15 protein-coding genes are annotated in these 20,444 nt (G+C 61.6%); 6 read left to right on the top strand and 9 right to left on the bottom strand.

Features of this window, described 5'->3' with window-relative positions:
- Positions 1 to 529: 529 nt before the first annotated feature.
- Positions 530 to 2,491, top strand: a complete 1,962-nt coding sequence (betT, locus tag J1G18_RS24500; RefSeq protein ID WP_167734187.1) for a choline transporter BetT — start codon at positions 530 to 532, stop codon at positions 2,489 to 2,491.
- A 24-nt stretch (positions 2,492 to 2,515) separates the two neighbouring features.
- On the opposite strand, the gene J1G18_RS24495 is transcribed toward betT, so the two are convergent.
- Together J1G18_RS24495 and J1G18_RS24490 are read right to left on the bottom strand one after the other, a co-directional pair.
- Positions 2,516 to 2,776: a hypothetical protein gene (locus J1G18_RS24495; protein ID WP_003220613.1), complete on the bottom strand. Its 261-nt coding sequence runs from the start codon at positions 2,774 to 2,776 to the stop codon at positions 2,516 to 2,518.
- 183 nt (positions 2,777 to 2,959) lie between these two features.
- Positions 2,960 to 3,997 (bottom strand): LacI family DNA-binding transcriptional regulator, encoded by a 1,038-nt coding sequence (locus J1G18_RS24490; RefSeq protein WP_223008849.1) that lies wholly within the window; start codon positions 3,995 to 3,997, stop codon positions 2,960 to 2,962.
- A 205-nt stretch (positions 3,998 to 4,202) separates the two neighbouring features.
- Between J1G18_RS24490 and J1G18_RS24485 the strand changes: the two genes are divergently transcribed.
- The 3 genes from J1G18_RS24485 (at position 4,203) to mgrA (ending at position 8,961) form a co-directional block, all read left to right on the top strand.
- Complete coding sequence (locus tag J1G18_RS24485) at positions 4,203 to 6,428, top strand: TonB-dependent receptor (protein WP_223008847.1); 2,226 nt, start codon at positions 4,203 to 4,205, stop codon at positions 6,426 to 6,428.
- Position 6,429: 1 nt separating this feature from the next.
- The gene (locus J1G18_RS24480; RefSeq protein ID WP_223008845.1) at positions 6,430 to 7,749 is read left to right on the top strand and encodes an LLM class flavin-dependent oxidoreductase; all 1,320 of its coding nucleotides are present in this window, start codon (positions 6,430 to 6,432) and stop codon (positions 7,747 to 7,749) included.
- Positions 7,750 to 7,923: 174 nt separating this feature from the next.
- Complete coding sequence (gene mgrA, locus J1G18_RS24475; protein WP_007917913.1) at positions 7,924 to 8,961, top strand: L-glyceraldehyde 3-phosphate reductase; 1,038 nt, start codon at positions 7,924 to 7,926, stop codon at positions 8,959 to 8,961.
- Between the two features lie 209 nt (positions 8,962 to 9,170).
- Here the strand turns inward: mgrA and tauD are convergent, their stop codons facing one another.
- From tauD to J1G18_RS24440, 7 genes are all read right to left on the bottom strand, one after another.
- Positions 9,171 to 10,013: a taurine dioxygenase gene (tauD, locus tag J1G18_RS24470; protein WP_223008843.1), complete on the bottom strand. Its 843-nt coding sequence runs from the start codon at positions 10,011 to 10,013 to the stop codon at positions 9,171 to 9,173.
- Between the two features lie 155 nt (positions 10,014 to 10,168).
- Positions 10,169 to 11,002: a taurine ABC transporter permease TauC gene (gene tauC / locus J1G18_RS24465; protein ID WP_139053606.1), complete on the bottom strand. Its 834-nt coding sequence runs from the start codon at positions 11,000 to 11,002 to the stop codon at positions 10,169 to 10,171.
- Positions 10,999 to 11,793, bottom strand: coding sequence for a taurine ABC transporter ATP-binding subunit (tauB, locus tag J1G18_RS24460; RefSeq protein ID WP_223008841.1), 795 nt, complete (start codon positions 11,791 to 11,793; stop codon positions 10,999 to 11,001). The genes tauC and tauB overlap by 4 nt, the downstream gene beginning before the upstream one ends.
- A gap of 16 nt (positions 11,794 to 11,809) precedes the next feature.
- Positions 11,810 to 12,787: a taurine ABC transporter substrate-binding protein gene (gene tauA / locus J1G18_RS24455; RefSeq protein ID WP_139053604.1), complete on the bottom strand. Its 978-nt coding sequence runs from the start codon at positions 12,785 to 12,787 to the stop codon at positions 11,810 to 11,812.
- A 331-nt stretch (positions 12,788 to 13,118) separates the two neighbouring features.
- Positions 13,119 to 14,702 carry a glutamate--cysteine ligase gene (gene gshA / locus J1G18_RS24450; RefSeq protein WP_135294744.1) on the bottom strand — a complete coding sequence of 528 codons (1,584 nt, stop codon included), beginning with the start codon at positions 14,700 to 14,702 and terminating at the stop codon, positions 13,119 to 13,121.
- 318 nt (positions 14,703 to 15,020) lie between these two features.
- A complete protein-coding gene (locus tag J1G18_RS24445; RefSeq protein ID WP_134785189.1) occupies positions 15,021 to 15,404 on the bottom strand; it encodes a PaaI family thioesterase in 384 nt (127 codons plus the stop codon).
- On the bottom strand, positions 15,404 to 17,728 hold the full coding sequence (locus J1G18_RS24440) for a Tex family protein (protein WP_134785190.1): 2,325 nt from the start codon (positions 17,726 to 17,728) through the stop codon (positions 15,404 to 15,406). The genes J1G18_RS24445 and J1G18_RS24440 overlap by 1 nt, the downstream gene beginning before the upstream one ends.
- Before the next feature lie 358 nt (positions 17,729 to 18,086).
- On the opposite strand from J1G18_RS24440, the gene ompR reads away from it, so the two are divergent.
- Positions 18,087 to 18,827, top strand: a complete 741-nt coding sequence (ompR, locus tag J1G18_RS24435) for a two-component system response regulator OmpR (protein ID WP_003220637.1) — start codon at positions 18,087 to 18,089, stop codon at positions 18,825 to 18,827.
- 114 nt (positions 18,828 to 18,941) lie between these two features.
- Entirely contained in the window at positions 18,942 to 20,255 is a 1,314-nt protein-coding gene (locus J1G18_RS24430) for an ATP-binding protein (protein WP_027611205.1), read from the top strand.
- The last annotated feature ends 189 nt before the right edge of the window (positions 20,256 to 20,444 follow it).

Raw genomic sequence — 20,444 nt, 5'->3', positions numbered from 1 at the left:
AACTTGCAGATTGTCACAGCAGGTAAGAAGATCTAAAACCGTCCACCATGTCTCCGAACATGTGTCCACCATGTCTCCGGTACATACACCCCCCGGGGGAGAGGGAGCCGACGGAGGTGTCTGGCGCTATACATCGACCTGAAAAAAACAGTCGATTATGGATTCGGTACAGCAAGATCAGGTCAGCGAAATTCTCAAGCATCCCCCAATCAGTCCCCTCTCCCCCCGGGAGAGGGTTAGGGTGAGGGCGCTTTTGACTTTGATTTTTCCACTGAACGAATCCCCTCAAACCCGCGTCATACCCCTCCTTGGGCTATTGTAGGAAAACTACCGCCTGGCCCTGCGATTAGTCCTTACCACCCTATCCATGTTTAACTTGAACGTTCATTCAAGTTAAACCGGTGGTTCGCTGCCCGCTCACAACAGGAGGCTTGCCTTTGCTGAGTCCGATCATTTCAGCCACGTTTCAACCCCTCGAGGTGCACGTTTCATGAGTGCATCGTCTACCCCCGCCAGCGGTCTGGTGCGCATGAATCCGCCGGTGTTCTACTTCGCCGCGACGGTGATTCTGCTGTTTGGTCTGGTTGTCATCGCCATGCCGGAGCAGGCCGGCGCCTGGTTGCTGGCTGCGCAAAACTGGGCGGCCAACACGGTCGGCTGGTACTACATGCTCGCGATGACGCTGTATCTGGTCTTCGTGGTGGTCACCGCGTTATCGGGCTACGGCAAGATAAAACTCGGTGCCGACCACGACGAACCCGAGTTCAGTTACCTGTCCTGGGCCGGCATGCTGTTTGCCGCCGGGATCAGCATCACGCTGTTTTTCTTTTGCGTATCCGAGCCGCTGACGCACCTGGCCCAACCGCCGCAAGGCGAGGCCGGCACCGCCGATGCGGCGCGGCAGGCGATGCAGATTCTGTTTCTGCACTGGGGCCTGCACGGCTGGGGCGTGTTCGCCTTCGTCGGCATGGCGCTGGCCTATTTCGCCTACCGGCATAACCTGCCGCTGGCCTTGCGTTCGGCGCTGTACCCGCTGATCGGCAAGCGCATCAACGGCCCTATCGGTTATGCGGTGGACGGCTTCGGCATCATCGCCACGGTGTTCGGTCTGGGCGCCGACATGGGCTTCGGCGTATTGCACCTCAATTCCGGTCTCGACTACCTGTTCGGCATCGCACACACCCAGTGGATTCAGGTCGGCCTGATCACGCTGATGATGGGCGCGGCGATCATCGTCGCCGTGTCGGGTGTGGACAAGGGTGTGCGGGTGATGTCCGACATCAACATGCTGCTGGCCTGTGCGCTGCTACTGTTCGTGTTGTTCGCCGGACCTACCCAGCACCTGCTCAACACCTTGATCCAGAACCTCGGCGATTACCTCGGCGCCTTGCCGATGAAGAGTTTCGACCTCTACGCCTACGACAAGCCAAGCGACTGGCTCGGCGGCTGGACCGTGTTCTACTGGGCCTGGTGGATCGCATGGTCGCCGTTCGTGGGCCTGTTCATCGCGCGGATTTCCCGTGGCCGCACCATCCGCGAATTCGTCTTCGGCGTGCTGCTGATTCCGCTCGGTTTCACCCTGGCGTGGATGTCGATCTTCGGCAACAGTGCGATCGATCAGGTGCTCAACCACGGCATGTCGGCGCTGGGCATGTCGGCCCTCGACAATCCGTCGATGAGCCTTTACCTGCTGCTGGAAACCTACCCGTGGAGCAAGACTGTCATCGCGGTGACGGTGTTCATCAGCTTCGTGTTCTTCGTCACTTCCGCCGACTCCGGCACAGTGGTGCTTTCGACCCTGTCGGCCAAGGGCGGCAACCCGGACGAAGACGGGCCGAAATGGCTGCGAGTGTTCTGGGGTGCGATGACCGCGCTGGTGACCAGTGCGCTGCTGTTCTCCGGCAGTATCGATGCGCTGAAATCGGCGGTGGTGCTGACCTCGCTGCCGTTCTCGATGATTTTGCTGCTGATGATGTGGGGCCTGCACAAGGCGTTCTATCTGGAGTCGCAGAAGCAGATCGCGCAGTTGCATTCGCTGGCACCGGTCTCCGGTTCGCGGCGTGGCACGGGCGGCTGGCGCCAGCGCCTGAGTCAGGCGGTGCACTTCCCGTCACGCGACGAGGTGTACCGCTTCATGGACACCACGGTGCGCCCGGCGATCGAAGAAGTGACGGCGGTGTTCGTCGAGAAGGGCCTGAACGTGGTCACTCAGCCGGATCCGGCGCACGACAACATCAGCCTGGAAATCGGCCACGGTGAGCAGCATCCGTTCATCTACCAGGTGCAGATGCGCGGCTACTTCACGCCGTCGTTCGCCCGGGGTGGCATGGGTTCCAAGCAGCTCAACAACCGCCGCTATTACCGCGCTGAAGTGCACTTGAGCGAGGGCAGTCAGGACTACGATCTGGTCGGCTACACCAAGGAACAGATCATCAACGACATCCTCGACCAGTACGAACGCCACATGCAGTTCCTGCATCTGGTGCGTTGATCGGCAACTGAGCGCCGGGACGTCTCACGACTCGGCGCTCAGCACCATGAACAACACCATCGCCGCCATCGGCACCCCGAACACCGCACTGCCCACCGCGATCTCCGAACCCAGCGGCTGCCCGGCATGCACCACCCCCACCGCACCATTGATCACCGTCAACGCCAGCCACAGCGCGGCGAAGCTGTAGGCCAGGGTCTGCCGACTGAAGCCAACGCGCTCGCCGATGTAGAGCATCAGGGCGAGCAGGACCAGGCCGAAGAAGATGATGATGGCGGTGTGCATAGGCGTGTCTGCGGGTTATGTGGTGCTTGATCGGACGCTTTCGCGGGCAAGCCCGCTCCCACAGTGATCTCGGTCATTCACAGATTCTGTGTACAACCAAAATCCTGTGGGAGCGGGCTTGCCCGCGAAGGGGCCACCTCGGTGTTACTTGGAGCATAGCCAATCCAGCCTAGGCCATTTTGGTCAGGTGCTCTCGCGCTCGATCACATTGCACTGCAATAGATTCAGGCGCTGCACCTCATCACTCGGTAACACCCCAAGGCTTTCCAATACCCGCGTTGCCGCCAGCACGCCGATCTCCAGTGCCGGTGGTTTGATCGTGCTCAGGCTGGGCAACAGCATTTCGGCGAACGGGTAATTGCCGAAGCCGAGCACGGCGCAGTCTTCGGGGATCTTGATGCCTGCGCGTTGCCCGGCGAGCAGGCCGCCGGCGGCGAGGTTGTCGTTGGCGAAGATGATCGCGTCGGGGCGCGGAGCGGCGTTCATCAGGGCTTCCATTGCTTGCTTGCCGGCTTCGAACGGCGCGCGGTCGGCGTCCGGGGCGAACACCCGCGGCTGCAGTCCGAACTCGCGCACGGTGGCGGCGTAACCGTCGCGACGTTCGAGGGCACTGAGGTCACCAGGGGCGCTGTTCTGCACGAAGGCGATGCGGCGATAGCCTTTGTCATGCAGATAACGCGCAGCGGTCACGCCGACTTCATAGTGCGAAAAGCCGATCTGCATCGGCTCGCGATCCGGCTGGTAATCCCAGGTTTCGATCACCGGAATCTCCGCCTCGGCGATCAGCTTTTCCGTGCCCGCACTGTGGAAATGGCTGGTCAGCACCAACGCTGCCGGCGACCAGCCGAGAAACGCGCGCACGGCGTTTTCTTCCTGTTCGGTACTGAAGTAACTCGACGCCAGCAGCAATTGATAACCGTGGCGGCTGAGGGTGTCGCTGAAACCCTGAATGGTGTTGGCAAAGATCGGCCCGGAGATGTTCGGAATCACCATGCCGACGATTTTCCCTCGCGCCGAGGCCAGGCCGCCGGCCACCAGATTCGGCACGTAACCCAGCTCGGCCACTACCGCTGCAATGCGCTCGCGACGTTCCGGCGAGACGGTTTCCGGCTGATTGAAATAGCGCGACACGGTGATTGCCGAAACTCCCGCTTCGCGCGCCACCGCATTCAGGGTCACGCGTCCGGCGCCACGGCGTTTGCGGGTTTTTTCCTGGCTCAAGGCTCGATCCTTCTTAAAAACCAAAACGCATATAAAAGTAATTTTTCAGTATTGGACGCTCTATGCCGAGCTTGCCAATACTGGCGATGTTAGCGCTAACAAGGCGCATTGTCTGCTACTCGCTCGAGCGAATGCCCAAGACACCGATTCAGGCGCTGTCGTCACAGAACGGCAGCGATTCAGGGCCAATTTCGAGCGGGCAAACATGCACAACATTCCTGGGGCGACACACAAACTGGCGCAGTCGATTCGCGCCGCTGGCTGGATTTTCACCGGGCTGTCGGTGTTGCCGCTGCCCAATGCTTTCGCCGCCGACAGCAGCGAACAAGAGCCGACCCTCAAGTCCGTCACAGTCACCGCTACCCGCCGCGAAGAGTCGCTGCAGAAGGTGCCGGTGGCGGTCTCGGTGATCGACGGCGAACAACTGGAACGCGACAACCGCAACGGCGTAGCGAGCATCGTCCAGCAAGTGCCGTCGCTGAATTTCCGTACCGGTGCGTCGAACAAGGACACCTCGTTGTTCGTGCGTGGCGTCGGCACGATTTCCACCTCGCCCGGCGTCGAGCCAACGGTGGCCACGGTGATCGACGGCGTGGTCTATGCCCGCCCCGGTCAATCGACCCTGGACCTGCTGGATCTGGAGCGCGTCGAAGTACTGCGCGGCCCGCAGGGCACGCTGTTCGGCAAGAATGCCTCGGCCGGTGTGCTCAACATCACCAGCAAGGCGCCGACCAACGAGACCCACGGTTACATCGACCAGTCGTACTACAGCGGTAACGAAAGCCGCACCCGCTTCGGCATTGGCGGCAGCCTGATTCCGGACACGTTAAAGGGCTCGATCAGCACTCTGGTCAGCAGCTACGACGGCAATGTCGACAACAAATACAACGGCCAGGAGGTCAACGGCTACAACCATCGCGGGGTGCGCGGCAAGCTCGAATTCACCCCGAATGACGACGTGACCTTCACCCTGATCGCCGACTACATGCAGTCCCACGACGACGGTCCCAACGGCGTGGTCAGCAAGTCGCTGACCCCGGCCTTCGCCAACGCGCTGAGCCCGGTCTATGCGAGCAACCACAACCGCGACATCAACACCGATACCCGCAGCCATGTCGAGGACACCAACAAGGGCCTGTCCGGCCAGCTCGACTGGCAACTGGGCGATTACACACTGACCTCGATCACTGCGTGGCGCGGCTGGGACAACACCCAATATCAGGACGGCGATCGGCTGAGCACGATCAGCGCAGCGTTCCCCGGCACCGCCGACAAGGGCGAGCTGGCCTTCGATCAGTACTCGCAGGAGCTGCGCCTGGCCTCGCCGAAAGGTGAGTTCCTTGAATACGTTGGCGGCCTGTTCTACATGCACGGCAAGGATGACGAGACCTATCAGCGCACCTTGACCACCACCACACGCACCGACCGTGGCGTCGCCGATTACAGCACCACCAGCGACAGCTACGCCGCGTTCGGCGAAGCCACGCTGAACTTCACCTCGGACTTGCGTGGCATCGCCGGCTTGCGCTACACCCACGATGATCTTGAATACGATCACCGCCGCGTCTCCACGTCTGCGACCACGGTCAGCGGCATCCAGCCGGCCACCAGCAGTTCCGGTTCGGTGGACGAGGACGGCTGGTCCGGCCGGCTCGGCGTGCAGTACGACCTCAGCGATGCGGTCACTGCGTATCTGACCTATTCGCGCGGCTACAAAGGCCCGGCGTACAACGTGTTCTTCAACATGCAGCCGCGTGACACCGAAGCGCTGAAGCCGGAGACCTCGAATACTTGGGAGGCGGGGATCAAGGCCACCAGCTGGAACAACCGGCTGACCACCAACCTCGCGGTGTTCCACAGCGACTACGACAACTATCAGGCGAACTTTTTCGACACCGTTGCCGGGCAAGTGGTAACGCGCCTGATCAACGCCGGCAGCGTCAGCACCGAAGGCGTCGAACTCGATTACGCCTTGCAGGCGACCCAGCAACTGAAGTTCTCCGGGGCGCTGGCCTACACCCGCGCGCGCATCGACCAATTCAGCTGCCCGGCGGGCGCGGCGGCGTCGTGCAACGTCAATGGCAAGCCACTGCCGTTCAGCCCGGACTGGAAAAGCTACGTGCGTGCCGACTACACGATTCCGCTGGAAAACGGTCTAGATATCGAGCTCGGCACCGACTATAGCTGGCAGAGCGAGGTGCAGTACGACATTAGCCAGAACGCCGACACCAAACAGGGTGCCTACGGCATCTGGAACGCCAGCGTCGCGCTCGCCGATTACAGCAACGGCTGGCGCGTGGCACTGCTGGGCAAGAACCTCGCCGACAAGTCCTACTCACCGTTGCTGGCCAGCGGCGGCAGCTACATCTACCGCGCCGTGCCACGGGATGACGAGCGCTACTTCGGCGTGCAATTGCGCAAGGATTTCTGAGATGAGCAGACAGCTGAAACTCGGCGCCTTTCTCATGGCCACCGGGCACCACGTCGCCGCTTGGCGTCACCCGCAGGTACCGGCGAATGCCGGGCTGGATTTCGCCCACTACAAGCGTCTGGCGCAGATTGCCGAGGCGGCGAAGTTCGACACGCTGTTCGTCGCCGACAGTGTGGCCGCGCCGACCCAGGATATCGCCAGCCGCATGGCGCGCTCGGATCACTTCGAACCGCTGACCTTGCTCTCGGCCCTGAGCGCGGTGACCGAGCACATCGGCCTGATCGCCACGGCGACCACCAGCTACAACGAGCCGTACCACGTGGCGCGTAAATTCGCTTCGCTCGATCATCTGTCGGGTGGCCGCGCCGGGTGGAATCTGGTGACCTCGGACAACGCCGCCGAGGCGCTGAATTTCGGTCGCGACGAGCACATCGGCCACGCCGAACGCTACAGCCGCGCCCGCGAGTTTCATCAGGTGGTCACCGGGCTGTGGGACAGTTGGGAGGACGATGCCTTTGTCCGCGACAAGGCCAGTGGCGCGTATTACGACCCTGCGAAGCTGCATGTGCTGGATCACGTCGGCGAGCACTTCCGGGTCAAGGGGCCGCTGAACGTCGCACGTTCGCCGCAGGGACAACCGGTGATCGTGCAGGCTGGCTCGTCCGAAACCGGGCGTGAACTGGCGGCACAGACCGCTGAGGTGGTGTTCACCGCGCAGACTTCGCTGGCCGGCGCGCAGGCGTTCTACGCCGACCTCAAGGGCCGCTTGGCCAAGTACGGGCGCAGCGCCGATTCGCTGAAAATCATGCCGGGGGTGTTTGTCGTCGTCGGGCAGACAGAAGCCGAAGCGCAGGAAAAATGTGAAACGTTTCAGCAATTGGTCGAACCGGAGGTTGGCGTGGCGTTGCTTGGGCGTATGCTGGGCAACTTCGACTTGTCGAAGTTCCCGCTGGACGGACCGCTGCCGGCGTTGCCGCTGACCGACAGCGGGCAGCAGAGCCGGCAGAAATTGCTGACTGAACTGGCAGGGCGGGAGCATCTGACCCTCGCCGAATTGGGCCGCAGGATTGCCGGTGGGCGCGGGCATTACAGCCTGGTGGGCACGCCGGCGCAGATCGCCGACCGCTTGCAGGAGTGGTTCGAACAGGGCGCGGCGGATGGCTTCAATGTGCTGGTACCGCACTTGCCGGGCGGGCTCGAAGACTTCGCCCATGGCGTGGTTCCGGAACTGCAGCGGCGCGGGCTGTTCAGAACCGAGTATGAGGGCCGGACCTTGCGCGAAAACCTGGGCCTGGCCCGACCGCAAAACAGATTTGTGTAAACACCCTGTGGTGAGGGGATTTATCCCCGATGGGTGGCGAAAGCCACCCCTAAATCTGCATTCAAATTCGCGATTTTTTTTGGGACGGCTACGCCGTCCATCGGGGATAAATCCCCTCACCACAAAGTTGAAATTCACCCTCAATTTGCTGTTAATCAAACAAGAGAGGATTCGATGACTTACACCGCTGCCGAAAACCGCTACGACTCCATTCCTTACCGCCGCGTCGGCCGCAGCGGTCTGGTGCTGCCGGCGCTGTCGCTGGGCCTGTGGCACAACTTCGGCGACAGCACGCCGATCGACACCCAGCGCGCCCTGCTGCGCACCGCGTTCGACCTGGGCATCAACCACTTCGACCTGGCCAACAATTACGGCCCGCCGTACGGCAGCGCCGAGATCAATTTCGGTCGCCTGCTGCGCGAAGACTTCAAGCAGTACCGCGATGAGCTGATCATTTCGAGCAAGGCCGGTTGGGACATGTGGCCCGGCCCGTACGGTCAGGGCGGCGGCTCGCGCAAATACGTGCTGGCCAGCCTCGACCAGAGCCTGCAGCGCCTCGGTCTGGACTACGTGGATATCTTCTATTCGCACCGCTTCGACCCGGACACTCCGCTGGAAGAAACCGCCAGCGCCCTCGCCACCGCCGTGCAACAGGGCAAGGCGCTGTACATCGGCATCTCGTCGTACTCCGGGGTAAAAACCCGCGAGATCGCTGCGCTGCTCAAGGAATGGAAAGTACCGCTGCTGATTCATCAGCCGGCGTACAACCTGCTCAATCGCTGGGTGGAAAAAGACCTGCTCGACACCACCGACGAGCTCGGTACTGGCGTCATCGCCTTCACCCCGCTGGCGCAGGGTCTGTTGACCGACAAGTACCTCAACGGCGTGCCGGCGGATGCGCGGGTCAATCGCCCGGGTGGCGGTTCGCTGCAGGCTTCGCACTTGTCCGAGGCCAACATCGCGCATGTGCGCGCACTGAACGAGATCGCCAAACGTCGCGGCCAGAGCCTGGCGCAACTGGCACTGGCCTGGACCCTGCGTGATCCACGGGTGACCTCGGCGCTGATCGGCGCGAGCCGGCCGGAGCAGATCATCGAGAACGTCGGGGCGTTGAAGAATCTGAGTTTCAGTGCTGAGGAACTGGCGGAGATCGACCGGTTTGCCCAGGAGGGCGGGATCAATCTTTGGGAGAAGCCTTCGACGGCGGAGTGAGTCACCCTCACCCCAGCCCTCTCCCGGAGGGAGAGGGAGCCGACCGAGGTGTCTTGCGTCGTAAGTCGACCTGAGAAACCGGGTCGATTATGGATTCAGCACAGATTGATCAGGTTGGCGTAATTCTGATGCATCCCCCAATCAGTCCCCTCTCCCTCCGGGAGAGGGTTAGGGTGAGGGGCTTTTGATTCTGCTCTGGGCTTCAACGCTCAGCGAAAAAACGGCACATCCCCCAACACCGTAGCCCGCTGCATCACCCGTCGTGCCGGACGGTAATCATCCACCGCGTAATGTTGGGTCACGCGGTTGTCCCAAAACGCAATGTCGTCCTGCTGCCAGCGCCAGCGAATGGTGAACTCCGGCCGGGTCGCGTGGGCGAACAGGAACTTCAGAATCGCCTCGCTCTCGGTGTCCGACAGCTCGTTGATCTTCGAGGTGAAGCCTTCGTTGACGAACAACGAACGGCGTCCGCTCACTGGGTGAGTGCGGATCACCGGGTGTGACAACGGTGGGTTCTTGCGTCGTGCCTCTTCCCACTGTGCCAGCGCTTCCGGCGTGTTGCCGTAGCGTTCCAGCGGAAACGAGCGAGTGAAATCGTGAGTTGCAGTCAACCCTTCGAGCAAGGTTTTCATCGGTGCCGACAGTGCTTCATACGCGGCAATCCCGCTGGCCCACAATGTATCGCCGCCGAACTCTGGCAGCAGTTTGGCGCTGAGCACTGCGCCCATCGCCGGCGTTGGCAGGAAGGTCACGTCGGTGTGCCAGATCGCGTTGTCACGGACATCGGTGACCGCGGTGTCGAGGATCAGCACTTCGGGCTGCTCCGGCACGTTCGGGTAAATCGGATGGATGTGCAGGTCGCCGAAGTACGCGGCGAAACGTGCCTGTTGCGAAGGCTCGATCGGCTGGTTGCGGAAGAACAGCACCTGATACTTGAGCAACGCCTGCTCGATGGCATTGCGCTGTTCCAGGTTCAACGGCTGGCTGACGTCGACGCCGCTGATCTGCGCGCCGAGGGCCGAGCTTAATGGGGTGATGGTCAGGCTGCTCATGGTGGGTCTCTGGAATTCGGGTTTTGAGCTTTTGGTGGGAGCGGGCTTGCTCCGGGCGGCGTTCCGACGAATGCGGTGTGTCAGAAGACATTTCTGTGACTGATACACCGCATTCGCGAGCAAGCCCGCTCCCACAGGTTTTGGATGGCAAGTATTCAATGCGCCTGGCCGTGCCACGGCACCAGTTTGCGCTGCAGGGCACGCAGGCCCATTTCCATGGCGAAGGCGATCAGGGCGATCACCAGAATCCCCAGCACCACCACATCGGTGACCAGAAATTGCGCGGCCGACTGCACCATGAACCCCAAACCGCTGGTGGCGGCGATCAGTTCGGCGGCGACCAGGGTCGACCAGCCGACGCCCAGACCAATGCGCACACCAGTGAGAATATCCGGTAACGCGCTGGGCAAAATCACATGACGAATCAGTTGCGCGCGAGTGGCACCGAGCGACTGCGCGGCACGCAATTTAGCCGGGTCAACGGTACGCACGCCGGTCGCGGTCGCGATGGCGATCGGCGCAAAAATCGCCAGGTAGATCAGCAGCACTTTCGACAACTCGCCGATGCCACACCAGATCACGATCAGCGGCAGATAAGCCAATGGCGGAATCGGCCGGTAGAACTCAATCAGCGGATCAAGCACACCACGGGCAATACGGTTGGCGCCGATGGCGATGCCCACCGGCACCGCGGTCAAAATCGCGAAACCGAGGCCCAGACCGATGCGGCTCAGGCTCGCGCCCAGGTGCTGCCACAGAGTTGAATCCATGTAACCGGTGGTCGCCAGCAACCAGCCTTTTTGCAGCACGGCGGACGGTGGCGGCAGGAACAGCGGTTCGATCAGGCCGGTGGCCGTGACGGCCCACCAGATCACCAGCAAGGCGAACAGGGTCAGCAGGCTGATCCACCGCGTACTGAGGCTGCGGCGCTGCGGAATCGCCACCGATGGGGTTTTCACTGCCGGGGCGGAAACGTCGTAACTGCTCATGCGCGCTCCTGCCGTTGAACGGCGCTGCGTTGCGAGAACACTTTGCTCAGCACGTGCTCGCGGGTTTCGATAAAACGCGGGTCGGATTTGATCGCCCGTGCCGACTCACCGGCAGCGTAGCGTTGACCGAAATCCAGATGCAGACGCTCGACGATCTGCCCCGGATTCGGCGCCAGCAGAATCAGGTCAGTGGCGAGGAATACCGCTTCTTCGATGTCGTGGGTAATCAGGAACACCGGTTTGGCAGTGCGCTGCCAGACTTGCAGCAATAGCTCCTGCATCTGCTCGCGGGTGAATGCGTCGAGGGCGCCGAAAGGTTCGTCCATCAGCAGCACGCGCGGGTCGGCGGCGAGGGCGCGGGCCAGGCCGACGCGCTGTTTCTGGCCTCCGGAGAGTTGCCAGATTCGGCGGTGTTCAAAACCTGTGAGGTCGACCAGCGCGAGCATTTCCCGGGCGATCTTTTCACGTTTGTCTTTGGCGACACCCGCCAGTTCCAGACCGAACGCGACGTTGGCCAACACATCCTGCCAAGGCAATAGCGCGTCATCCTGGAACACCACGCCACGTTCGGCGCTCGGGCCTTTGACCGGCACGCCGTCGAGGGTGATGCGCCCGGCGCTGGGTTCGACGAAGCCGGCAATCAGGTTCAACAGCGAAGTCTTGCCACTGCCGGACGGGCCGAGGGCGACCAGCAATTGCTGAGGCCCGAGGGTCAGGGAAATGTCCGCCAGCACCGGTTCCGGGCTGCCGGGATACTGTGCGCTGATGCGCTCCAGCTGTAGCAAGGCCATCGCAGTCCACTCCCGATCAATTGGTGATGTATTTGGCGCTGACGTACGGCGCGTAGTCCGGCAGTACGGCTTCGACCTTGCCTTGCTCCTTGAGGAACGCGGCGGTGTCGGTGATGGCTTTGGTGGTCGGCGCGCCGAGTGTGATCACCTGATCAGCCGCCAGCGGGTAGACGTTGCCTTGCAGCAGCAATGGAATGTCGCTGGCCTTGGCACCGGAGAGCTTCACCAGCTTGTCGACGTGTGACTGGTCGGCGAGCCAGGCTTGTGGATCCTTGCGGTAATCGGCGTAGGCGTCGAGGGTGACCTTGGCGAATGCGGTGACGATTTCCGGGTGTTTCTCGGCGAAGTCCTTGCGCACGATCCACGCATCGAAGGTCGGCGCGCCGAACTTGGCCAGTTCGCCGGAAGTGATCAGCACTTTACCGTTTTCCTTGGCCACACCGAGCGCCGGATCCCACACGTAAGTGGCGTCGATATCACCGCGTTTCCACGCGGCGATGATCGCTGGCGGGGCGAGGTTGAGCACGGTGACTTTCGACGGATCGATGTTCCAGTGCTTCAGCGCGGCGAGCAGGCTGTAGTGACCGGTGGACACGAACGGCACGGCGATTTTCTTGCCGACCAGATCCTGCGGGGTCTTGATCCCGGAACCGTCGCGAGCGACCAGTGCTTCAGCGGCGCCGATCTGGGTGGCGATGAGGAAGGTTTCCACCGGAACCTTGCGGGTGATCGCAGCGGTCAGCGGGCTGGAACCGAGGTAGCCGATCTGCACGTCACCGGACGCGATGGCGGCGATGATGTCGGCGCCGTTGTCGAACTTGCGCCAGCTGATGTTGGCCTTGGTGGCTTTTTCGTAGGCGCCATCGGCCTGGGCGACTTTCGCCGGGTCGACGGTGGTCTGGTAGGCGACGGTAAGGTCGGCAGCCTGCGCCAGAAAGCTCGCAGCAGCCAACGAGGCCACGGCCAGCAGGCGAAGCGGGAAATTCAGTTTCATGGGGGGAGTGCTCCAAATCAGGCGACCGACGATCGGCGTGAAAGGAGACTAAATGATCTAAGAATCTAAAAATAAATAACTTTTTAGACTTAGCTTATGAGCGGAAAAATCTAAGGCGTGAGGGATTGTGGATACTTCGGATCTTGTGTCAGACGTTTGGTCTTTACCCCCTCACCCCAACCCTCTCCCCCAAGGGGGCGAGGGGGAAAGGGAGCCGATCTTTATGCTTTTCAAGGCCTGAGTTCGGCTGGATATTTCAGGTCGGCGTCAATCTCAAGAGCACCTGAATCAGTCCCCTCTCCCTCCGGGAGAGGGTTAGGGTGAGGGGCTTTTAATTACTGATCGCCAGAATGCTCGCCTGATACGACCCGACAAACACATCGAAATCGCCAACCTCGTTCTGCTCCAGCTCCGCCTGTTGCGCCAGCGACGAGCGCGCCAGCTCTTCAAACTTCGCCTGTTCATCCGCCGCCAATGGCTCGCTGCGGAAGAACTCGGCATGCGCCTGACTCTGGCGCAGGGAGAATTGCGCGAAGCTTTCCTTGTGCTCGGCCATGGCCGCCAGCACTTGGGCCGACGGGGTCAGGGACGAATCCTTGACCTTGGCCAGTTGCGCGTCCAGCGCCTTGCTGTGTGCGTCGCCGCCATGGCTCTGATCGAGCAATGCCGCCAGCGGTGCGATTTTTTCCAGCAGCTCGGCTGCCCAGACCTTCAGCTCGACCGCTTCGCCGTCGCGCTGCAATTGCAGGCCCGGACGGCGACCTTCCTTGACCACGCTGAGGAAGTTCGAAGTGGCATTGCCGCACGAAGTGTTGGTCAGCAGCGGACTGTCGTTCAGCGCGCAATACAGCAGGAACGCGTCGAGGAAGCGCGATTCGGTGACGTCGATGCCCATCGGCAGGAACGGGTTGATGTCCAGGCAGCGCACTTCGACGTACTGAATGCCACGGGCCATCAGGGCCTGGATCGGCCGTTCGCCGGTGTAGGTCACGCGTTTCGGACGGATGTTGGAGTAGTACTCGTTTTCGATCTGCAGGATGTTGGTGTTGAGCTGTACCCACTCGCCATCCTTGTGCGTGCCGACCTCAACGTACGGCGCGTACGGCGTGGCCACGGCCTTGCGCAGGCTGTCGGTATAGCTCGCCAGATCGTTGTAGCAAGGCGTCAGGCCGGCCTGGGCGTTGCTTTGGTAACCAAGGTCGCTCATGCGCAGGCTGGTGGCGTACGGCAGATACAAAGTATCCGGATCGAGCTGTTCCAGTTGATGCGAGCGCCCACGGAGGAAACCGGCATCCAGCGCCGGCGAAGCCCCGAACAGGTACATCAGCAGCCAGCTGTAGCGGCGGAAGTTGCGGATCAGCGCGATGTACGACGATGACTGGAAGTCGCGGTCGGTGCCGACGAAGCCCTCGGCCTCGCGCAGCAACGGCCAGAGCTTTTCCGGCAGGGAAAAGTTGTAGTGAATCCCGGCGATGCACTGCATGGTCTTGCCGTAACGCAGGGCCAGGCCCTTGCGGTAGACGTACTTGAGCTGACCGATGTTGGAAGTGCCGTAATAGGCGATCGGGATGTCTTCCTCGGCCGGCAACGGGCACGGCATCGATGGACTCCACAGGTACTCGTTGCCGAGCTTGCTGTAGGCAAAGCGATGAATCTTGTCCAGGCTCGCCAGCGTATCGGCCGGATCGGGCAGGGCGGGGGTGATGAATTCCAGCAGCGACTCGGAATAGTCGGTGGTGATCTGTTCATTGGTCAGCGCGGAACCCAAGGCTTCCGGGTGCGGCGTTTGCGCCAGACGACCTTCACTGGTCACGCGCAGGCATTCACGTTCGATACCGTGGAGGCACTGTTCGAGCAGAGAGAGGTTGGCGCGCTCGCCGAGCAGAGCCAGGCGGCGGTTGAGAAGTTCGCTCAATTTGGATTCCTTCACGCGTCAGTCGCCCCAATATGGGGGTGGGCAGGACGGTCTACAAGGGTGAAGTTGAAACTGGCGTTTTCGCCTGGTTTTTTGGGCTCACGAAGCCCCTTTCGAACCGCCGACTTCAATCCCTGAATCTGGCAGATGCACGCGAAGATTATGCGGTCCCTGTGGGAGCGGGCTTGCTCGCGAATGCGGTGTATCAGTCACTGCCATGCACACTGACACGCCCCCTTCGCGAGCAAGCCCGCTCTCACAGAAAAGCTCGACGCTGCGATCACAGCGCCGAAATTAACTCAAAATGATGAACAACATCTACAGGACAGCGAACGTGCCTTGCGCTTTTGCGACCAGTTTGTCGCCCTGCATCACGTCGGCCTCGACCACCAGCGTGCGGCGGCCCGGGTGGATGACCCGCGCCGTGCACAGCACCTCACCGTCGGATACGGCGCGGATGTAGTTGATCTTGCACTCGATGGTCGCGCTCTGCTGATCGAAGCCGTGGGTGCTGGAACAGGCCAGCCCCATGGCGATATCGACCAGACTGAACAGCGCGCCACCGTGCAACTTGCCGCCGCGATTGCGCAGTTGTGGTTCCAGCACCAGGACGACTTGCGCCACCCCGGTTTCCAGGCTGTGCAGGCGGCAGCCCAACAGCTTGAAAAACGCGCTCTCGACGAGCCCGGCCGGAACTTCCATCAGCGTTTCTTCAACTGCTTGGCGTTGGCGAACAGCGAAGCCATGGCGTTGTTCACCGGTGCGGCTGTGGCCGTTTCCTTGCGTGGCGCGCTGTTCGACGACTGGCGCGGTGCCGAGCCCGGACGCGAACCACGGGCACCGTCGATTTTCTCGCCCGGGGTGTCGCTCATGCGCATCGACAGGCCGACGCGCTTGCGCGGGATGTCGACTTCCATGACCTTCACTTTCACCACGTCACCGGCCTTCACCGCTTCGCGTGGGTCCTTGATGAACTTCTCCGACAACGCCGAGATGTGCACCAGGCCGTCCTGATGCACGCCGATGTCGACGAACGCGCCGAACGCGGTCACGTTGGTGACGACGCCTTCGAGGATCATCCCCAGTTGCAGGTCTTTCAGGTCTTCGACGCCTTCCTGGAACTCGGCGGTCTTGAACTCCGGACGCGGGTCGCGACCGGGTTTTTCCAGTTCTTGCAGGATGTCGGTGACGGTGGGCAGACCGAAGGTCTCGTCGGTGAACTTCTTCGGGTCCAGACGCTTGAGGAACGCGGCGTCGCCGATCAGCGAGCGAATGTCGCGGTCGGTTTCAGCGGCGATGCGCTGTACCAGTGGATAGGCTTCCGGGTGAACAGCCGAGGAATCGAGCGGGTTGTCGCCGTTCATCACGCGCAGGAAGCCTGCGGCCTGTTCGAAGGTTTTCTCGCCCAGACGCGCAACTTTCTTCAGCGCTGCACGGGTCTTGAACGCGCCGTGCTCGTCACGGTGAGCGACGATGTTCTGCGCCAGGGTCGCGTTGAGGCCGGAAATTCGCGCCAGCAAGGCCACCGAGGCGGTGTTTACATCGACGCCGACGGCGTTTACGCAGTCCTCGACCACCGCATCCAGACCACGCGCCAGTTTCAGCTGCGACACGTCGTGCTGGTACTGGCCGACACCGATGGATTTCGGATCGATCTTCACCAGTTCGGCCAGTGGATCCTGCAGACGACGGGCGATGGACACCGCGCCACGGATCGACACGTCCAGATCCGGGAATTCCTTGGCAGCCAGTTCCGACGCCGAGTACACCGATGCACCGGCCTCGGAGACCATGACCTTGGTCATCTTCATTGCTGGGTATTTTTTGATCAGCTCGATCGCCAGTTTGTCGGTTTCGCGGCTGGCGGTGCCGTTGCCGATGGCGATCAGGTCAACCGAGTGCTTGGCGCACAGGGCGGCCAGAATCGCGATGGTCTGATCCCATTTGTTGTGCGGCACGTGCGGGTAAACCGTGGCGTGATCGAGCAATTTGCCGGTGGAGTCGACCACCGCGACCTTGCAGCCGGTACGCAGGCCCGGGTCGAGGCCCAGGGTGGCGCGCGGGCCGGCCGGCGCGGCCAGCAGCAGGTCGTGCAGGTTGTGGGCGAAGACGTTGATCGCCTCGGTTTCGGCACCGTCGCGCAGCTCGCCGAGCAGGTCGGTTTCCAGGTGGGTGTAGAGCTTGACCTTCCAGGTCCAGCGCACCACTTCACCGAGCCATTTGTCGGCCGGGCGGTTCTGATTCTGGATGCCGAATTGCTGGCCGATCATGCCTTCGCACGGGTGCATGGTGCCCGGCAGCTCGTCGCCGACTTTCAGCGCGGAGCTGAGGATGCCTTCGTTGCGGCCACGGAAAATCGCGAGTGCGCGGTGCGACGGCATGCTTTTCAGCGGCTCGTCGTGTTCAAAGTAATCGCGGAACTTCGCGCCTTCTTCTTCCTTGCCGGCGATCACGCGGGCGCTGATGGTCGCTTCCTGCTTGAGGAAGTTGCGCAGCTTTTCCAGCAGGCTGGCGTCTTCGGCGAAACGCTCCATCAGGATGTACTTGGCGCCTTCCAGCGCAGCTTTCACGTCGGCTACGCCTTTCTCGGCGTCGACGAAGCGTGCGGCTTCGGTTTCTGGCGTCAGGCTCGGGTCGTTGAACAGGCCATCGGCCAGCTCGCCGAGGCCGGCTTCCAGGGCAATCTGGCCCTTGGTGCGGCGCTTCTGCTTGTACGGCAGGTACAAGTCTTCGAGGCGGGTCTTGGTGTCGGCGAGCTTGATATCGCGCTCTAGGGCAGGGGTGAGTTTGCCCTGCTCCTGGATACTGGCGAGGATACTGATACGCCGTTCGTCGAGTTCTCGCAGGTAGCGCAGACGCTCTTCCAGATGACGCAACTGGGTGTCATCAAGGCTGCCGGTGACTTCTTTCCGGTAACGGGCGATGAAGGGAACGGTAGAGCCTTCATCGAGTAGCGCGACGGCCGCTTCGACCTGTTGCGGGCGTACGCCGAGTTCCTCGGCGATGCGGCTGTTGATGCTGTCCATAAAACCACCTGACATATTGTGAAAGCAGGCTCGCAGGCACGGAAATAAAGGCCCGGAGTCTGGTTGAGCGGCTAGAAAATTGCCGCTGCCTGGGTCAAAAGGCACCCCATTGACCCGTGAAATCGAATAATTACTGCGCAGGCCCGGAAAATATCGCGGCCACCTGCGGTAACGATTCAGACGTTGCCTGGCACAAAACGCCGCGCATTATAACCAGCGTTCTGTCATTCGGGGGTGTAGCAGTCTGTAGGTAGAAACCCCGGTTTTCTGGCAGTGAAGGAAAAATCTGCTAACAATGCACACGGTGCGTATAACGGCAGCTACGCCATAATGCGCGCCGAGCTAAAAGGAGCATCCAATGAGCAGCACTGCAAACAATGCTGAAGGCGAAAAAATTCTTATTGTTGACGACGATCCGGGGCTGAGCAGCCTGCTGGAACGCTTTTTCGTCAGCAAGGGCTACCGCGCCCGTGCCGTACCGAACACCGAGCAAATGGACCGTCTGCTGTCGCGTGAAGTGTTCAATCTGGTCGTCCTCGACCTGATGCTGCCGGGCGAAGACGGCCTCACCGCATGCCGTCGCCTGCGGGCGGCGAACAATCAGATTCCGATCATCATGCTCACCGCCAAGGGCGATGAGATGAGCCGCATCAAGGGCCTGGAACTGGGCGCCGATGACTATCTGGCCAAGCCGTTCAACCCGGACGAGCTGATGGCGCGGGTCAAAGCGGTTCTGCGTCGTCAGGCCGCACCGGTGCCGGGCGCGCCGGGCAGCGAAGACGAAAACGTCACCTTCGGTGATTACGTGCTGTCGCTGGCGACCCGCGAGCTGAAACGTGGCGAAGAAGTGCACATGCTCACCACCGGTGAGTTTGCGGTACTCAAGGCGCTGGTAATGAACGCGCGTCAGCCGCTGACCCGCGACAAACTGATGAACCTGGCCCGTGGCCGCGAGTGGGATGCCCTGGAGCGTTCCATCGACGTGCAGATTTCCCGTCTGCGCCGGATGATCGAACCGGATCCGTCGAAGCCGCGCTACATCCAGACGGTCTGGGGCGTGGGCTACGTGTTCGTACCGGATGGCGCCGCCACCAAGTGATCGGCGATTTGTAGGAGCGGGTCTGCGCCGATCGGGTTGATCGACCCTCTACGCAGACTCGCAATCCGCAATATGCGAGCATGGCTCGCTCCTGCAAGTGTGTAACGGTTATCGATGAAAACCCCCGTCTGGTTCCCCCAAAGTTTTTTCTCCCGCACCCTGTGGCTGGTGCTCATCGTCGTGCTGTTTTCCAAGGCGCTGACCCTGGTTTATCTGTTGATGAACGAGGACGTGCTGGTAGATCGCCAATACAGCCACGGCGTCGCCCTGACGCTGCGCGCCTATTGGGCGGCCGATGAAGAAAATCGCGCAAAGATTGCCGATGCCGCAACCCTGATCCGGGTAGTCGGCGCCGGTGTACCGGAGGGCGAACAGCACTGGCCGTACAGTGAAATCTATCAGCGGCAGATGCAGGCGGAGCTGGGCGCCGACACCGAAGTGCGTTTGCGCATGCACTCGCCGCCGGCGCTGTGGGTGCGTGCGCCGAGCCTCGGCGATGGTTGGCTGAAAGTCCCGCTGTACCCGCATCCATTGCGCGGCCAGAAAATCTGGAACGTGCTCGGCTGGTTCCTCGCCATCGGCTTGCTGTCCACCGCCTCGGCGTGGATTTTCGTCAGCCAGCTCAACCAGCCGTTGAAACGTCTGGTATATGCCGCGCGGCAACTCGGTCAGGGTCGCAGCGTGCGCCTGCCGATCAGCGATACGCCCAGCGAGATGACCGAGGTGTATCGCGCCTTCAACCAGATGGCCGAAGACGTCGAGCAGGCCGGCCGTGAGCGTGAGCTGATGCTGGCGGGGGTCTCCCATGATTTGCGCACGCCGCTGACCCGCTTGCGTCTGTCGCTGGAGCTGATGGGTGATCGCAACGATCTGACCGATGACATGGTGCGCGACATCGAAGACATGGACGCGATTCTCGATCAGTTCCTCGCGTTCATTCGCGACGGTCGTGACGAGTCGGTGGAGGAAGTGGACCTGAGCGATCTGGTGCGTGAGGTGGCCGCGCCGTACAACCAGAGCGAAGAGAAGGTGCGCTTGCGCCTGGAGCCGATCCAGCCGTTTCCGCTGCGTCGAGTGTCGATGAAACGCCTGCTGAACAACCTGATCGGCAACGCCCTGAACCATGCCGGCAGTGGCGTCGAGGTCGCGGCTTATGTGTCCGGTGATACCAGCGCACCGTACGTGGTGTTGAGCGTGATGGACCGGGGGGCGGGGATCGATCCGTCGGAGCTTGAGGCGATCTTCAACCCGTTCACCCGTGGCGACCGTGCCCGGGGCGGGAAAGGTACCGGGCTGGGGTTGGCGATCGTGAAGCGGATTGCTTCGATGCATGGCGGCAATGTCGAGTTGCGCAACCGCTCCGGGGGCGGACTGGAAGCGCGAGTCAGGTTACCGCTGGGGTTGATGTTGCCTCGGGATGCCGTTTAAACCATAAAACCCTCACCCCAGCCCTCTCCCAGAGGGAGAGGGAGCTGACCGAGGTGTCTGGCGTCATACATCGACCTGAAAGACTGGGGCGATTGCGGATTCGGCACAGCAGGATCAGGTCGGCGTATCTTTTAAGCATCCCCCAATCAGTCCCCTCTCCCTTTGGGAGAGGGTGAGGGCTCTTGCTCC

Origin of the sequence: Pseudomonas sp. MIS38, from assembly GCF_019891575.1 — a bacterium.
GTDB lineage: Bacteria > Pseudomonadota > Gammaproteobacteria > Pseudomonadales > Pseudomonadaceae > Aquipseudomonas > Aquipseudomonas putida_A.
Note: the sequence above shows the minus strand (reverse complement) of the source record. Positions and strands in the feature narration are given on the sequence as shown.

What these genes read in the sequence shown, in the direction of transcription:
- tauB (WP_223008841.1), bottom strand. Translation starts at nt 11,793, where the DNA reads ATGGCCTTGCTACAGCTGGAGCGCATCAGCGCACAGTATCCCGGCAGC.
- J1G18_RS24430 (WP_027611205.1), top strand. Translation starts at nt 18,942, where the DNA reads ATGAAAACCCCCGTCTGGTTCCCCCAAAGTTTTTTCTCCCGCACCCTG.
- J1G18_RS24480 (WP_223008845.1), top strand. Translation starts at nt 6,430, where the DNA reads ATGAGCAGACAGCTGAAACTCGGCGCCTTTCTCATGGCCACCGGGCAC.
- J1G18_RS24485 (WP_223008847.1), top strand. Translation starts at nt 4,203, where the DNA reads ATGCACAACATTCCTGGGGCGACACACAAACTGGCGCAGTCGATTCGC.
- J1G18_RS24440 (WP_134785190.1), bottom strand. Translation starts at nt 17,728, where the DNA reads ATGGACAGCATCAACAGCCGCATCGCCGAGGAACTCGGCGTACGCCCG.
- ompR (WP_003220637.1), top strand. Translation starts at nt 18,087, where the DNA reads ATGAGCAGCACTGCAAACAATGCTGAAGGCGAAAAAATTCTTATTGTT.
- mgrA (WP_007917913.1), top strand. Translation starts at nt 7,924, where the DNA reads ATGACTTACACCGCTGCCGAAAACCGCTACGACTCCATTCCTTACCGC.
- J1G18_RS24495 (WP_003220613.1), bottom strand. Translation starts at nt 2,776, where the DNA reads ATGCACACCGCCATCATCATCTTCTTCGGCCTGGTCCTGCTCGCCCTG.
- betT (WP_167734187.1), top strand. Translation starts at nt 530, where the DNA reads ATGAATCCGCCGGTGTTCTACTTCGCCGCGACGGTGATTCTGCTGTTT.
- J1G18_RS24445 (WP_134785189.1), bottom strand. Translation starts at nt 15,404, where the DNA reads ATGGAAGTTCCGGCCGGGCTCGTCGAGAGCGCGTTTTTCAAGCTGTTG.
- tauC (WP_139053606.1), bottom strand. Translation starts at nt 11,002, where the DNA reads ATGAGCAGTTACGACGTTTCCGCCCCGGCAGTGAAAACCCCATCGGTG.
- tauA (WP_139053604.1), bottom strand. Translation starts at nt 12,787, where the DNA reads ATGAAACTGAATTTCCCGCTTCGCCTGCTGGCCGTGGCCTCGTTGGCT.
- tauD (WP_223008843.1), bottom strand. Translation starts at nt 10,013, where the DNA reads ATGAGCAGCCTGACCATCACCCCATTAAGCTCGGCCCTCGGCGCGCAG.